The sequence below is a fragment of the Rhizobium sp. SEMIA 4085 genome (assembly GCF_013004495.1).
GTDB classification, from domain to species: domain Bacteria; phylum Pseudomonadota; class Alphaproteobacteria; order Rhizobiales; family Rhizobiaceae; genus Rhizobium; species Rhizobium gallicum.
In genome coordinates this window covers 1-13,875 of record NZ_JABEPH010000142.1, presented here as the reverse complement: position 1 = coordinate 13,875, position 13,875 = coordinate 1, and the positions used below count along the sequence as shown (strand labels likewise).

Annotated in this window: 13 protein-coding genes and 2 pseudogenes; 4 read left to right on the top strand and 11 right to left on the bottom strand. The window is 58.2% G+C overall.

Annotated features, from left to right (window positions below; translation table 11 throughout):
• Positions 1-19: 19 nt before the first annotated feature.
• The 5 genes and pseudogenes from C9413_RS15870 to C9413_RS15850 form a co-directional block, all read right to left on the bottom strand.
• A pseudogene (locus C9413_RS15870) lies at positions 20-262 on the bottom strand (TfuA-like protein); the annotation flags it as partial.
• The gene (locus tag C9413_RS15865; RefSeq protein ID WP_170250618.1) at positions 259-1,413 is read right to left on the bottom strand and encodes a YcaO-like family protein; all 1,155 of its coding nucleotides are present in this window, start codon (positions 1,411-1,413) and stop codon (positions 259-261) included. The pseudogene C9413_RS15870 and the gene C9413_RS15865, both read right to left, overlap by 4 nt.
• A 48-nt stretch (positions 1,414-1,461) precedes the next feature.
• Positions 1,462-1,680 carry a hypothetical protein gene (locus C9413_RS15860; protein WP_040116032.1) on the bottom strand — a complete coding sequence of 73 codons (219 nt, stop codon included), beginning with the start codon at positions 1,678-1,680 and terminating at the stop codon, positions 1,462-1,464.
• Positions 1,681-1,704: 24 nt separating this feature from the next.
• Positions 1,705-3,549 carry a peptide antibiotic resistance protein gene (locus tag C9413_RS15855; protein ID WP_040116686.1) on the bottom strand — a complete coding sequence of 615 codons (1,845 nt, stop codon included), beginning with the start codon at positions 3,547-3,549 and terminating at the stop codon, positions 1,705-1,707.
• Between the two features lie 8 nt (positions 3,550-3,557).
• Positions 3,558-4,001, bottom strand: coding sequence for a helix-turn-helix transcriptional regulator (locus C9413_RS15850; RefSeq protein WP_040116033.1), 444 nt, complete (start codon positions 3,999-4,001; stop codon positions 3,558-3,560).
• Positions 4,002-4,396: 395 nt separating this feature from the next.
• Between C9413_RS15850 and C9413_RS15845 the strand changes: the two genes are divergently transcribed.
• Complete coding sequence (locus tag C9413_RS15845) at positions 4,397-4,594, top strand: hypothetical protein (protein ID WP_040116034.1); 198 nt, start codon at positions 4,397-4,399, stop codon at positions 4,592-4,594.
• Between the two features lie 73 nt (positions 4,595-4,667).
• Here C9413_RS15845 and C9413_RS15840 read toward each other — a convergent pair whose 3' ends face one another.
• From C9413_RS15840 to C9413_RS15820, 5 genes are all read right to left on the bottom strand, one after another.
• Positions 4,668-4,952: an acylphosphatase gene (locus tag C9413_RS15840; protein WP_040116035.1), complete on the bottom strand. Its 285-nt coding sequence runs from the start codon at positions 4,950-4,952 to the stop codon at positions 4,668-4,670.
• A gap of 91 nt (positions 4,953-5,043) precedes the next feature.
• On the bottom strand, positions 5,044-6,786 hold the full coding sequence (locus C9413_RS15835) for a TRAP transporter large permease subunit (protein WP_040116036.1): 1,743 nt from the start codon (positions 6,784-6,786) through the stop codon (positions 5,044-5,046).
• Positions 6,783-7,490 (bottom strand): TRAP transporter small permease subunit, encoded by a 708-nt coding sequence (locus C9413_RS15830; RefSeq protein WP_040116037.1) that lies wholly within the window; start codon positions 7,488-7,490, stop codon positions 6,783-6,785. Before C9413_RS15830 ends, C9413_RS15835 begins: the two co-directional genes overlap by 4 nt.
• A 37-nt stretch (positions 7,491-7,527) precedes the next feature.
• A complete protein-coding gene (locus C9413_RS15825; protein WP_040116038.1) occupies positions 7,528-8,670 on the bottom strand; it encodes a TRAP transporter substrate-binding protein in 1,143 nt (380 codons plus the stop codon).
• A 236-nt stretch (positions 8,671-8,906) separates the two neighbouring features.
• A complete protein-coding gene (locus C9413_RS15820) occupies positions 8,907-9,830 on the bottom strand; it encodes a DMT family transporter (protein WP_040116039.1) in 924 nt (307 codons plus the stop codon).
• Positions 9,831-9,940: 110 nt separating this feature from the next.
• On the opposite strand from C9413_RS15820, the gene C9413_RS15815 reads away from it, so the two are divergent.
• Entirely contained in the window at positions 9,941-10,816 is an 876-nt protein-coding gene (locus C9413_RS15815; protein ID WP_040116687.1) for a LysR substrate-binding domain-containing protein, read from the top strand.
• On the opposite strand, the gene C9413_RS15810 is transcribed toward C9413_RS15815, so the two are convergent.
• Positions 10,791-11,783, bottom strand: a complete 993-nt coding sequence (locus tag C9413_RS15810; RefSeq protein WP_052451874.1) for a GlxA family transcriptional regulator — start codon at positions 11,781-11,783, stop codon at positions 10,791-10,793. The two genes, C9413_RS15815 and C9413_RS15810, sit on opposite strands and share 26 nt — an antisense overlap.
• Positions 11,784-11,886: 103 nt before the next feature.
• On the opposite strand from C9413_RS15810, the gene C9413_RS15805 reads away from it, so the two are divergent.
• Together C9413_RS15805 and C9413_RS15800 are read left to right on the top strand one after the other, a co-directional pair.
• A complete protein-coding gene (locus tag C9413_RS15805) occupies positions 11,887-12,789 on the top strand; it encodes a 3-keto-5-aminohexanoate cleavage protein (protein WP_040116041.1) in 903 nt (300 codons plus the stop codon).
• A gap of 7 nt (positions 12,790-12,796) precedes the next feature.
• Positions 12,797-13,726: pseudogene (locus C9413_RS15800) on the top strand (carnitine 3-dehydrogenase); the annotation flags it as partial.
• Positions 13,727-13,875: the final 149 nt, after the last annotated feature.

The window sequence follows — 13,875 nt, the reverse complement described above, 5'->3', positions numbered from 1 at the left end:
CGAGCTGGCTTTCTCAACCGCGTAGTGCTCCCATGCTGGCCGCGCCTACTACAGCCACATTCTGAGAAAGCGCGTAGAGGATCTCTTTGTGCCAGACCGGCGCCGTATATTCGAACCCACCGTCGATTAGCCCGATGACAGTCGCCCCACGCCTCACGGCGGCAAGAACATCGCCCTGAACTGCAGGCGGGCAGACGAACACCTCATCTCCAGCGAAGGATGCCGCATCTGGAAGGCTCGGACCGACAAAGATGACCTTCATGACATGATAGCCTGTGAAACCGCACGATGTCCAAAGCGGCGTGCCTGCCCGCCCTGCGGATTCTCAAGAGCAGGGATAAAGGTTTTCGCAACGCTGAAAGGAAGTGCGGGATCGCTGAGAGCCAGGACGATGACTTGATCTATTTGCTTTTCCCGCAAGGCACTCAGTGTGTAGTCGAGATGTTGAGCGAGAGATTGCGGATAGGCCGGCGCCATCGTCGCCGGCATCGCCGGAACGGCCTGGAAAAGAGTGCGCGTCTGCAACGGGAGTGGTGCAAGGAAGGTTTCGGGCAAGATGTCGTCCCGTGAACCGCTGATATAGGTCAATCGGGATTGAGCTGCTTCGGTTACAGCCCGTATGGCCGCGCGAACGGGCGATGGATGAGCACCGCTTCCTGCCGTCACTTCGACAAAACGGACATTGGCGTCGTCATGAATATCGCCTGGGCCTAAAATTGCGGTGAAGCACGGAACGGCGATATCGCTCGTCATGTCGAAGAGCCGAAGTCCCAACCCGGCCGTTTCGATCTTTTCGATCAATTGATCCAAGGCCGGGTCCTGGAAACCGCGTGGATCGATGCAACGCGCGTGACGGTCCCTGTCATTGCCTATCTGCCAAAGGACATAGGCATCCCGTTCTATGCGCTCGAGAATGCCATGTAGCATTGCCTCCTTGAGCGTGTTTCCGGACGCCAAGCCATCAGAGGACATCCAGAAGCGGCATTCGCGTGTCCGGTCAAGGATCGCAGCCTCGAAAGGGATATAGATCTCGGTCCCCGACAAGAGTTCCCTGCCGAGCGCCCATTCGATCTCTTCGTCATCGCCTATGTCGTTCTTGTGGCGACCGATCAGACAGTTCAGCTTTTCGACCCTGCAGCCGGAGTCTTGAAGGTGACGCGCGCTTGCTTGGACAGTATCGACGGAAGGCTTGCCGGCAACGGCCCGTTCCAGGGCCTCCATGACGGCCGATACCTTCGCATCGTCGTCGCTCAGGCCCTTGCCTTGAGCGACGACGATCGAGCGGGCATTGGGTGTATAGGCACACCAAACCGGTATCCCGATACGATCGAGGCCCGTGTGACGTGCGACACGGGTGATGCCGAGATCAGCCAGAAACGGCGCGACACGCGTGAGCGTCTCTGACGGCCCGATGGTCCGGTCGGAATATGAAGGGACTTGAGCGGCTGTCAGAGCAGCATCTCAACCGTCGACGTGACCGGAAAACACCGTTTGCGCCGAAGAAACCGCGATGGCGAAGTCCACCTTCTTCACGAAGGTGCCTCCTGTCTTGCGGACGTCGGCAACAACTTGTGCCAGCTCTCCAACCGGCGATCCAAGCGGCTTGACCGTGCCTGCGTCAAGATCCGCAATCCAGAGATCCGCTTGTCCTGCAATACCGAATACGACAGCTTTTTCCATGAATTTTTCTCCATAAGGGCTGTATTAAAATCCGGCCTTTAAAAGGCCTTCCCGATAAAGGTCCTTCTGCCATTGTTCCTTGAAAGGAACGACGGAAAGCCATTTCTCGACATCGAAAACAGGATTGAGTGCTTCGGCGCGTTGCCGGTAAAACTGTGCCCGCCTTCGATCGCCGATCATCGCACAGCTCGCCGCCGCGATCCGGTGAGCCGGTGCTTTGTCTTTCATTGCCTCTACGTAATCGATTGCGTCTTGATACTGCTCAAGGAAGTAACATGCCCCTGCGGCGCACCAGAGATAGGCGTCGGGCGATATCGGGTTGAGCGAGATCGCTTTTTTGATCTTCGACAGCGCGTCCCCCGGGCGAGAAGCATGTACGAGCGTATCAGCATGGCTATAGATGACGTCGGCAAAATGCGGACTCAATTCCTCCGCCAGGCTGAGGGCCGAAACGCTGTGATCGACGTCGCCGAGATAGAGCTTGGCGACCCCCAATTCTCGATGTCCGCCGGCAAATATCGAATCTCCTTCGATGGCCTTGCCAGCGTTCGTTTCCGCCAGGCGCAGCAGCTCTTCGTTTCCCTGCGCCGTCACGAGCCACTCGCTCGTATAGGTGCGGGCAAGACCGGCAAATGCTGGCGAGAAGTCGGGATTGTACCGAAGAGCCTCCTTGAAGGCATGACGCGCCTTGCGGATATGAGGCAACGTCAGTTTGCCCATCAAGCTCGCGCCAACGAGATAGGAATGATACGCTTGAGGATCTGCCTCGATGTTCAATCTGGCCCGCTCGTTCTTCGCCAGCTCCTGCACAAGGGAAAAGGTCAGCCTCTGAGCAATGAGCCGCCTTTGTGTCGGCAGTGCATCCGATGTCATCGTAAAGCGCGTTGCCCAGATGACCTCGTCGGTGGGAAAATAGATAAGCTGGGCGTAGAGCCCCTCAGTCGAAAGCCGCGTTTCAAGGAGATAAGAAATCGAATGCCGCGCAACGACCTGGGCCTTGTCGGAGTCGCGACGAATTTGCTCGGCCGTGTGCGGTGCGACAATAGAAATGTTGCGAAGCGCGCAAAGCTCGATGGTGACGTCTTCGATCAGGGCGTTGGCAATAACGAGCCCGGCAACATGTCCCTGTGGGATTGGCGGAAGCAGTACGACGCGAGGAAGGACTGACGACGAAGGCTTGCCAGGCTCGATTCGAACGAGCGCGTCTTGCGGGCTCGATGGCAGGGCGCTGATTTTTGGCCTGCTTGCCTTTTCACGCCTGTCCCCGTCAGCCAGATTCGTTCCAGATAGCCGGCGAAGCATTTCCCTGATTTCTTCGTCGCCCGGATCTTTCTCCAGAAGATAAAGGCCCGCGGTGGATATTGCCCGGAGGTCATCGTTGCTTTGGGCATGTGGCAGCGCGTCAAAGAGCACTTCGCGCAGCTTCAATCTGTGATTGCGACGCTCTCCCGTGATCCAGTTGTCGATCGACCTGGTTGAGGGTTTCACGCTTGCCATGAAATCCCGCTGATGGAGGTCGCTGATCGCTCTCAATCGCGCCAACGGGGGCATTGCGCTGTCGAGAGCCTGAAGATCGACGGCAAGAGCCTCCGTGCGAAGCCGGATCGTACCGGAGGTGATCTGAAGCAGCGCCTCGTTCGTATCGTCGTCGATCTGTCGAATACGTGAGATCAATTTGCGCAGGTTAAGTCCCGACAGCTCGGCCTCCGCATCGGCCCATAGAAACTCCGAGAGCTCATGACGGCTCAGTTCATGGGTCTTGCGGCTGAAGAGATAAGCGACCATCACCAGGCCCTTGGCCGGATAGCGAATGGCGTTGCCATTCGCATCGGTCAGTCGCAGATCGCCAAATGTCTGTAGATACAGCACCAAAGTGTCTATCCTCGCTCGGGCTCTATCTGACTGGAACTGTCGCGATGGTTCTCGACCGGGTTTGCAGAGCCAAGGCTTCTGGTAAGGGCAAGCAATTTTTGGCGGACGTTAGGATCTTCGATTGCCAGAAATGCCTTGCTAAGGGCCACTCCCTCCTTCGACGTCATAAACAGCGTGACATCATCCGTATCGCGCCGCGGCTCGACATCGGGTGACGCGCCCGCATTGTTTTCGAAAAAGAACCCAACGGGGACTCTGAGAATTTCCGCAATCCTCTGGAGCCTGCTGGCACCAATTCGGTTCATACCCTTCTCGTATTTTTGCACCTGCTGAAATGTAATACCCAAGGCTTCCGCTAAACTGCCCTGGCTCAAGCCAAGAACCTTGCGCCGGACCCGCAGACGACCGCCTACATATACATCAATAGCATTTGGAGATTTCGCCTTCATGGGGCCCCTCATGGCTCATGCGACGTGCATCATGATGCATTCCGTCAAAAATGCAACTAAAGGTGATCTTTTATCGAACGATATTCTTGGTGTCCCACCAAGGACCGTCTTAATGTTATGCAACCAAGTCTAACTGGTTTCAATTCAAGGTACCTGACTTGGGAATAGACGTGCGACGAGTCCGACGGCAGCTTATTTTAGCATGAAATACTATACCGCTATTTAAAATTGTGTCACGTCGATTTCACGCATCCGCGGCAATTTTTACAGTTATGCTTCCTCCGTCAATACTGGGGGCTTTCGGCCGGCGAGCAATCGCAGCGTCAGCGAGTTTTTCTATTGGGTCGATGCGTCATCGGTGATCACCACCGCTAAAGATCGGGGTTATGAGAACTATGGAATTACCTTCTATACAGGTCAATCATGCCGATCGTCTTTTTGCCTGCCGGCAGAAGATCGAAGAGGCCGTTCACGAGATCATTTTCAGCGAGGGGCTAATGGAGTTTTCGGCAGCAGAGATCGCCATGGCGGTCGCTGATATCGCCGACGATTATATCCTGACGATTGCCAAGCAGAAATCGGCAACGCACTAGCTGGGCTTGTCATCGGATCCAAGGTTTGACGTCTGGGGCGCCATGACAAATGCCTCTGCGAAGGCCGTCAGCCTCAGCTCGTGATTCGGAAGTCCGATGGCGCCTCATCCAAGGAGGCCTGTTTGGTCACGACACTGGAAACGGACGCGCCGACGGGTCCGTTCCAAAACTGTTCCAACATTGCGGAAACCGCCGCATCCTGTCCGGCAATCAATGCGGTCACAGATCCGTCATCTTCGTTTCGCACCCAGCCGGTCAAGCCGAACCGCTGTGCCTGGGTCTTTGTCCATATGCGGAAGCTGACGCCCTGGACCCGCCCCGATATGTGCACGAGCGTCGCCTTGCGATCATCCGCCATGACCACCTCCCTGAATGCCTTTTCGTGAATGTGAAGTGCATGAAAGGAAATGCAAGCACCTTCTGTGCAAGCAGAACGGCGCCAGCATCTTTCAGCCGTAGAGATAGTTCGGAAGCCAAAGTGCCATTCCCGGCCAAACATACATGATGACCATGCAAAGGATGACGATCAGCATGTAGGGCATCATACCTGCGAAGATCTGGTTGAGCGTGACGTGCGGCGGTGAAACGCCCTTGAGATAGTAAGCCGACATCGCCACCGGCGGCGACAGGAAGGCTGCCTGCAGGTTGACGAAGACGAGGACGCCCCAAAGGATGGGGTCGATATCGAAGTGTCTCAGCATCGGCAGGAAGATCGGCACGAAGATAATGATGATCTCGGTCCATTCCAGCGGCCAACCGAGAATGAAGATGATCGCCTGCGACAGGATCATGAACTGCACCGGTGTCAACTCAAGCGCCAGCACCCATTCTTCGATCAGCGCCTGCCCTCCCAGAATGGCGAAAACGGCGGAGAAAAGCGCGGAGCCGACGAAGAGCCAACAGACCATCGCCGTCGTCTTCGCCGTCAGGAAGACTGCCTCCTTGGTGCGTTTCCAGTTGAGCGTTCTGGCCTGGAATGCCAACAGGAAGGCGCCGGCCGCGCCAACTGCGGCAGACTCGGTTGCCGTTGTGATACCGAACAGGATGACGGCGAGCACGACGACAGTGAGGAGCGCGAGCGGCATGACGGAGGACACCAGAAGCTTTATCACCTGAAGCCGCTCCGCACCCATATTGTAGTAGTAGCGGGAAAGGGCCGCAGCAGCGATTGCTGCAACGAGTGCGAACGACACGTAGAAGCTCGTCGCCGGGCCATTGACCATGGCCGCGCCCGCGTCTGCAGCCGGCGCTCCGAGCTGCTCCAGCCCTTCGGGGGCTTCCGCCTCGCCTGCGGCCTGCGGGTGGATAACAACATACCACCACACCATCAGCAGTGTGAATGCAGTCAAGGAGAAGGGCACGAGGGCTGCACAGAAATTCTTGAAGAGCGTCCAGTAGGTGAGCCGTCCCTCAGCCGTTTCGAGTGCCATCGCCTTCGATGGCGAGCTCAATGCACGAAGAAGACCGAGCATCATGTTTTGCGAATAGGCCGCCTGAAGACTGCGCATCCAGCTTGCCACCGGAACCCGTGTCTGGTCCTCCGGCAAGGCGGGAGCGACTTTCGGATTGATCGCCGCCCAGGTGAGAATATAGGCGAGATAGAGGAACGCCAGGAAGAAACCCGGAAACATCGTCGCAGCGTAGAGCTTGACCACGGACTGGCCAGCAACCGCCGCATAGACAATGATCATCACCGAGGGCGGGATCAGGATGCCGAGCGTACCGCCAGCGGTAATGACGCCGGAGGCAAGCTTCACGTCATAGCCCGCTCGCAACATCGGGCTCATAGCGATCACCCCCATCAGCACGACGACGGCGCCGACGAGACCGCTCGCAATCCCCCAGAACGTGCACACGATCAGGGTTGCCACGGCAAGCGACGCGGGAACGCGCCGGAACGACAGCTGGATGCTGTAGAACATCTTGTCGACCAGCGCGCCGCGCTCCATCACGTAACCCATCAAGACGAAGAGCGGGATGGAGATCAAGACGTCGTTGGTCATTGCCCCGTAGGTGCGCTGAACCATCAGATCGAAGACGCGATTGTCGATCCAGTGTTCGGCGGGATTATAAAAGGCGTAGAATCCGAAGAGCATGCCGAGCCCCATCAGCGTAAAGGCCGTCGGGAAACCCATCATGATGACGACCACGATGAGCATCAGCATCGTCATTCCAAGGAACGGATCGCTCACGTTTCGATATCTCCCCCCATTCCCCGTTGACGCGCTGCCCTGTCTAGGTCGTGGGCACGCTCGATCGCTGCCTCGCGCGTCTTTGCGTCTACGTGCTCGCTTTGCGCAAGCTGCTCGGCAACAACGTCAATCTCCTCCACGTCCTTGAGCCGGGCCGGCCACTCGCCGGTCCTCAGGCAGACGATGCAGCGAAGGATTTCGGCAAGCCCCTGCAGCATGACGAGCGCGCCCGCTACCGGAATGACCGTCTTGAAGTAATAGATCGGCGGGCCTTCTGCGGTCACCGTCGAATGCTCGCCGATCCGCCAGGAAAGCGCGGCATAGTCATAGCCGGCATAAACGAGGGCGGCGACGCCAGGCAGGAAGAAGAGGACGTAAAGGACGAGATCGAGCCCAGCCTGGATCCGGGGCCTTAGCGAGCTATAAAGAAAATCGCCGCGCACATGCGCATTCTGCGCCAGCGCGTAGGCTCCGGCGAGCATAAACAGGGTACCATAGAACATGTTGCTGGCGTCGAAGATCCACGCCGTCGGCATGTTCAGGATGTAACGCTTGAACACCTCGACGCAAACCAGCGTCATCAGGCCGATGATGAGCCAGGCCGAAGCTTTTCCGACCCACACGCTGACTGCATCCACCCTGAGCAGAAAATGCTGAACGTTCACGCGTGCCCCCGGGAAAGAGCATATCCTCACTGCAAGCATCACCGGGGCTCCTGCCCGGTGATGCTTGAATCATAGGTCAGAGTTCCTTTGCCACCCCTTTTGGTCCGAAGTAGTGATCAAAGACCAAACGCCGGCCGACGACGGTGTCCTGCTCCCATCGCGTTGCCCGCTCCGCAAAGGCGATCTGCGATTGAAGAATCTCCTTGAACAGCGGGTTTTCGCCGGCCTTCTTCTTCACCACCTCGTCGTAGACCTCCAGTTGCCTTTTCAGGATCGCCTCCGGCGTCTTGTAGAACTTCACCTTGTCGGTCGTCTGCATCTCGACATAGTCTTTCGAATAGCGGTCGATGGCCTTCCAGGCCATGTCCTGAGACGCCGCCTCCACGGCATTGGTGATGATTGCCTTCATCTGTTCGGGCAGGCCGTCATACTTGGTCTTGTTGAACATGACCTCGAATTGCTCGGCATTCTGGTGGTAGCTTTGCAGCATGCAGATTTTCGAAACGTCTGGAAAACCGAGGACGCGGTCGGATGAGGCATTGTTGAACTCGGCCGCGTCAAGCAGACCACGGTCAAGCGCCGCGACGATCTCGCCGCCCGGCAAAGCGTTGACCGCCGCCCCAAGACCGGTGAACACGTCGATCGAAATGCCGACCGTGCGGAATTTCAGGCCCTCGATATCCTCGGCTTTGGCGACCGGCTTCTTGAACCAGCCGAGCGGTTGTGTCGGCATCGGACCATAGGGAAACGAAACGACGTTCGCGCCGATCGATTCGTAAAGCTTGGCGAGCAGCTCCTTGCCGCCGCCATATTTATGCCAGGCAAGCAGCATGTTGGCATCCATCGCAAAGCCTGGACCCGAGCCCCAAAGCGCCAGTGCCGTCTGTTTGCCGTAATGATAGACAAGCACGCCGTGGCCGCCGTCGAGCGTCCCCTGGGAGACCGCATCGAGCAGGCCGAAGGCCGGCACAACGGCACCCGCCGGCAGTACCTCGATCTTGAGATCCCCGCCGGTCATGTCGTTGACCTTCTGTGCAAAATCGAGTGCGAACTCGTGAAAGATATCCTTGGAAGGCCAGGTGCTCTGCCAGCGCATGTTGACCGGCCCCTGCGCCTTGACGACGCTTGGCGCCGCCATCATCGCGGCGCCGGCCATGGCTGCGCCGCTTAGGAATCTACGACGCGACGTTTTCCTCTCGACCTGGGTTCTGCGTTTCATTACTTCCTCCCGAAACATGGGCTTTTCTCGCCCTTTGATGAGCGGGATGAGGAAAGGGCATGCCGTGTCCGCCCGCATCCCGTTCATGATCTAGGTTCTTAACTTCAGATAATACTCCTCAACGAGCCCCAAGCAAAGATTGCAGAAATGGACACTTGAGCAGTTCCTCAAATCCGCACGACTCATCGAAGGAAAACAGGCGATCGGGAAGGTGGTTTGTGAATATCCGCCCAATTCTAGAAAGGGGAATCCTCAGCCTTTGCGAGCATCCGGCGGCCACGGCGGAAGTCGATGATCGTATGCCAGAGCACGGCAGCCAGGATGACTGCACCGCCCAAGAACGTGGCGGCCGGCGGTTGTTCGGCAAAAAACAGCCAGACCCAGAAGGGTGTCAGAATGATTTCCATGGTGCCGAGAAGGGCAGCTTCGGCCGGCGGCATACGTCGTGCACCCGCAAGGAACAGAACCAGCGCAATGGAGAAATTCGTAGCCCCGAATGCCGCAAGCACGACCCAGTTGTGAAGATCAAGGGAACCGACCGAACCGAAAGGTGCAAAGAGGATCAGGGTGAGAAACGCACTGACGATGGTCGGGGGAAGGCTTGGCACATCGGGATTGATGCGGGGAATGATGATGACAAGGGCAAATGAGACGGTCATTCCGAGCGCCAGAAGGTCGCCAGTTCCTGTGCCGCCGCCGATTGAAGAGGCCACGATGACCGCCACTCCCGAGAAACACACGCCCCCGGCAACGAGGGTTCGCCTTGCGACTTTCTCCTTCAGGATCAGCCAGCCGAAGAGGGCGGCAATGAAGGGCGCGGTGGCGTAGATCATCGTGACGTTCGCAACGCTGGTCATAAAAAGTGCGCCGATGAAGCAGGCCTGACTGAAGGTTTGACATCCAATCATCGCAAGACCCGAGGGATGGAAGACCGAGCGCCATTGACGCCTGGAAAAGCCGCCTTCCAGGAAGAGGCTCGGAACCAGGAGAAAAAGACCGCCGAACAGCGAGCGCCAGGCGATCGTCGTCCACACATCGACGGTCAAGAGCCGCGAATAGAGCCCACTTGCGCTCCAGGCAAGAGTCGCGGCGACCACAAAAGCAATGCCTTTTTCGTGCTCGCTGAGCGCCAACGATCGCGCCTGAAGGTGGATGGTCATGCGGGCTGCCTTGGGAAAGACTGAAGCGACACGATCTGTGTGCGCCCGTAATTGACATCAGGCAAACGAATAGTAGAGATGTCTGCCATCGGATTTCTTTGTGGCTGCCCATGCGTGAACCAATTGAAAGCGACCTGCTGCGGACATTTCTGGTTGTGACCGAAACGTCGAACTTTTCGGCCGCCGCTCAGCGCATCGGCCGAACCCAGTCGGCTGTCAGCGCTCAGGTGAAACGACTAGAGGACACGATCGGCGAAGCGCTTTTCGAAAGAGGCGCGCGCGGCGTTGCACTGACAGGCGCTGGGACGCAGCTCCTTCCCTATGCTCGACGGGTGATCGACCTTCTGAATGAGGCAACGGCGACGATCCGGACCAAGCCGCTGGACGGGCCTGTTCGCATCGGTATCCCCGAAGAATATAGTCAGACCGTATTGCCGGCCGCACTTGCTGCATTCTCCGTGCGCCACCCGGCCGTCGAGGTGACGATCTCTTGCGATTACACATCCCATAATCTCGCAGCGCTCGAACGCGACGAACTCGACCTCGCCGTCGTCTTCGACTGGAGCAATCAGATCAACGGCGAGGTACTTTGCATCGACCCTACGGTTTGGGTGACCTCGCTGGTGCATCGGTTGCACGATGCCGATCCGCTACCGATCGCAATTTACAGAAATTCGACCTGGTGCCGCGATTTCGCACTTCGTTCGCTGGAGCAGCACGGCCGCAGATACCGCATTGCCGTCATTGCCGATACGAGTTCCGGACTGAAGAACGCGGTCGCCGCCGGGCTTGCGGTAACCACGCTCTCCCGTAGCAACATCCCGCCCGGATGCCGGGAACTGACAAGTGCTGATGGCTTTCCGCTGGTCGATTCATCCCGGGTCGTATTGCGCCGCAGCCGGCATCATTCCACCGCGGCGATCCAGGAACTGGCCGAAAGGGTGCGGGAGGCCTTCCAGCCTATGGCCGCTCTTGCGCCAACATGATGCGACGGCGAAGGCGTCGCCGGGTGTCGGAGGGGCTTTCGGAGAAGCTTGCCCGGTAGCTCCGGGCAAAGGCGGAAGCCGAATTGAAGCCGGTTGCGGCGGCGATATCGGCAAAAGATGCCTTGGTCTCGATCACCTTGCGACGGGCAGCATTCAACCGCAACGCCAGATAGTGCACGTGCGGCGGCGCTCCAATGCTCTCCTGAAAGAGCCCCTGCAGATGGCGCGCGCTGATGCCGACGCGGCGCGCAATCCTGGCCAGAACCAAAGGCTGCTCGATGTTGTCTTCCATCAACCGGATCGCGTGAGCGACACGCGGATCGCGCATCCGCAAACTGACAGTCGATGGAGAAAGCTCGTGCTCGGAATGGAAATCTGCTTGTTCGTAGCTGAAGAGCCGGCTGACCTCTAGCGCCAGCGAATAGCCTTGCCGCTGCCGGATCACCTCGAGCATCAGATCGACGGTCGGCAATGAGCCGGCAGTGGTCAGCCGCTTGCCATCGATGACGAAGCGCTCCCTTGAGGCACGAACATAAGGGTAGGCGAGCGCGAAATCTTCGAAATCCTCCCAATGAATAGTCGCAGAATACCCATCAAGAAGGCTTGCTTCGGCAAGCAGCCACGTGCCGGATTCGATGCCGGCAATCATCGTTCGGTAGCGAGTAGCCTGCGAGAGCTGCATCTTCAGCGCCGGAGTGGCGCTTTGCCGCCAGTTGTAGCTTGCGAGCACGAAGAGCGGCGCCGTATCGGCCGTTGCCTTGAAGGGCGCGCAGGCGGGAACCGGGATGTCGCTCGTGGTTGGAGCCGGATCGCCATCCACGGTCAATAGACGCCAGCGATAGATCTCGCTGCCGGAAATGCGGTTGGCGCCTCGCAACGGCTCGATCACCGAGGCGATCAGGATCAGGTTCGTTTCCGGCAAAATCAGAAGGTCGATATCGAGCCGTTGTGTCGATCGCGCCAGCATGGACTCTCCACGATTTTGCCGAAACTGTATCACCTAGTTCCGTTAATGCAAAGCAATGGGCGGAGCTTTGCCGCGTAATGCTCTCAATACGAGGGAGAACAAAATGCCTCTTGTGATGAACCGCGATGTCTTCATCACCTGTGCCGTGACCGGCGCCGGCGATACGGTCTCGAAATCCAGCCACGTTCCCGTTACTCCCAAGCAGATCGCGGATTCCGCGATCGATGCCGCCAAGGCTGGGGCGGCAGTCGTTCACTGCCATGTCCGCGATCCGGACACCGGTGCCGCAAGCCGACGCAACGACCTCTACAAGGAAGTCACCGATCGCATCCGCTCCGCCGAGATCGATGTCGTGCTCAATCTGACGGCCGGCATGGGCGGCGACCTGATTTTCGGCAATGTCGAAACGCCTCTGCCCCTCAACCCAAAAGGGACCGACATGGCGGGCGCCAGCGAGCGTGTCAGCCATGTCGGCGAATGCCTGCCGGAAATCTGCACGCTCGACTGCGGGACCATGAACTTCAGTCTCGGCGACTATGTCATGACCAATACGCCAGGCATGCTGCGCGCGATGGCGAAAAAGATGACCGATCTCGGTGTGCGGCCAGAAATCGAGGCCTTCGATACCGGCCATCTCTGGTTCGCCAAACAGCTTGCCGACGAAAGCCTGATCGAGGACCCGGTGCTGATCCAGCTCTGCATGGGTATCCCATGGGGAGCGCCGGACGATCTCAATACCTTCATGGCGATGGTCAACAACGTGCCGCAGAGCTGGACCTTTTCGGCCTTCTCGATCGGCCGCAACGCCATGGCCTATCCGGCAGCGGCTATTCTCGCCGGCGGAAACGTCCGTGTCGGCCTGGAAGACAATCTCTATGCCGGCAAGGGCAGGCTTGCGACCAATGCCCAGCTTGTCGAAAAGGCAGTCCAGGTGGTCGAAGGCATGGGCGCGCGTATCATCGGACCGGAAGAGGTCCGAAAGAAGCTTAAACTGACGAAGCGCTGAGGGCCGGATGATAAAGATCAACAAGGCAGCCTGCATAGGCGGCGGCGTCATCGGCGGCGGATGGATTGCTCGCTTCCTTCTCGCCGGTATCGACGTTGACGTCTTCGATCCACATCCTGACGCGCGCCGCATCATCGGCGAGGTCCTCGCCAATGCCGAACGGGCCTATGCGATGCTGACAGGCGCACCGCTGCCAAAACGCGGCAAGTTGACCTTCTGCGGCAGCTTGGAAGAAGCCGTCGTCGATGCCGACTGGATCCAGGAAAGCGTGCCCGAACGGCTCGACTTGAAGCGTAGCGTCTTAGCCCAGATCGACGCGGCAGCGCGACCGGACGCCTTAATTGGCTCGTCGACGTCGGGCCTGCTGCCGACCGATCTTCAGCAGGACATGCAGTATCCGGAACGCCTCTTCGTCGCCCATCCCTATAATCCGGTCTATCTCCTGCCGCTGGTCGAGATCGTCGGCGGTGAGAAGACGGCGATGGCGACGATCAAGGCCGCGATGGAAAAATTGCCGCCGATTGGCATGAAGGGCGTTCACATCGCCAAGGAGATCGAGGCTTTTGTCGGCGACCGCCTTCTCGAGGCGCTGTGGCGCGAAGCCCTCTGGTTGATCCATGATGATATCTGCACAGTCGAGACGCTTGACGACGTGATCCGCTATTCCTTCGGCCTGCGCTGGGCACAGATGGGTCTCTTTGAGACCTATCGGATTGCAGGTGGCGAGGCTGGCATGCGCCACTTCCTCCAACAGTTCGGTCCGTGCCTCGCATGGCCCTGGACGAAGCTCACCAATGTCGTCGATCTTGACGACGCGCTCGTCGAAAAGATCGGCCAGCAGTCCGATGAGCAGGCAGCTGGCCGTTCCATTCGTGAGCTCGAACGAATTCGCGACGAAAATCTCGTCGGTATCCTTCAGGCCCTGAAGGGGTCCAATGACCGACTCTTCTACACATCTCCGAGCCCCCGGGACTCCTGAGCAACTCGTTTGACGACTTATGCTTGCAAAAACAAAACATCAAGTCTCAATACGAGGCCTACGACTTACGACACATACTCATCTTTTATCCATCGCGCATGCATCGA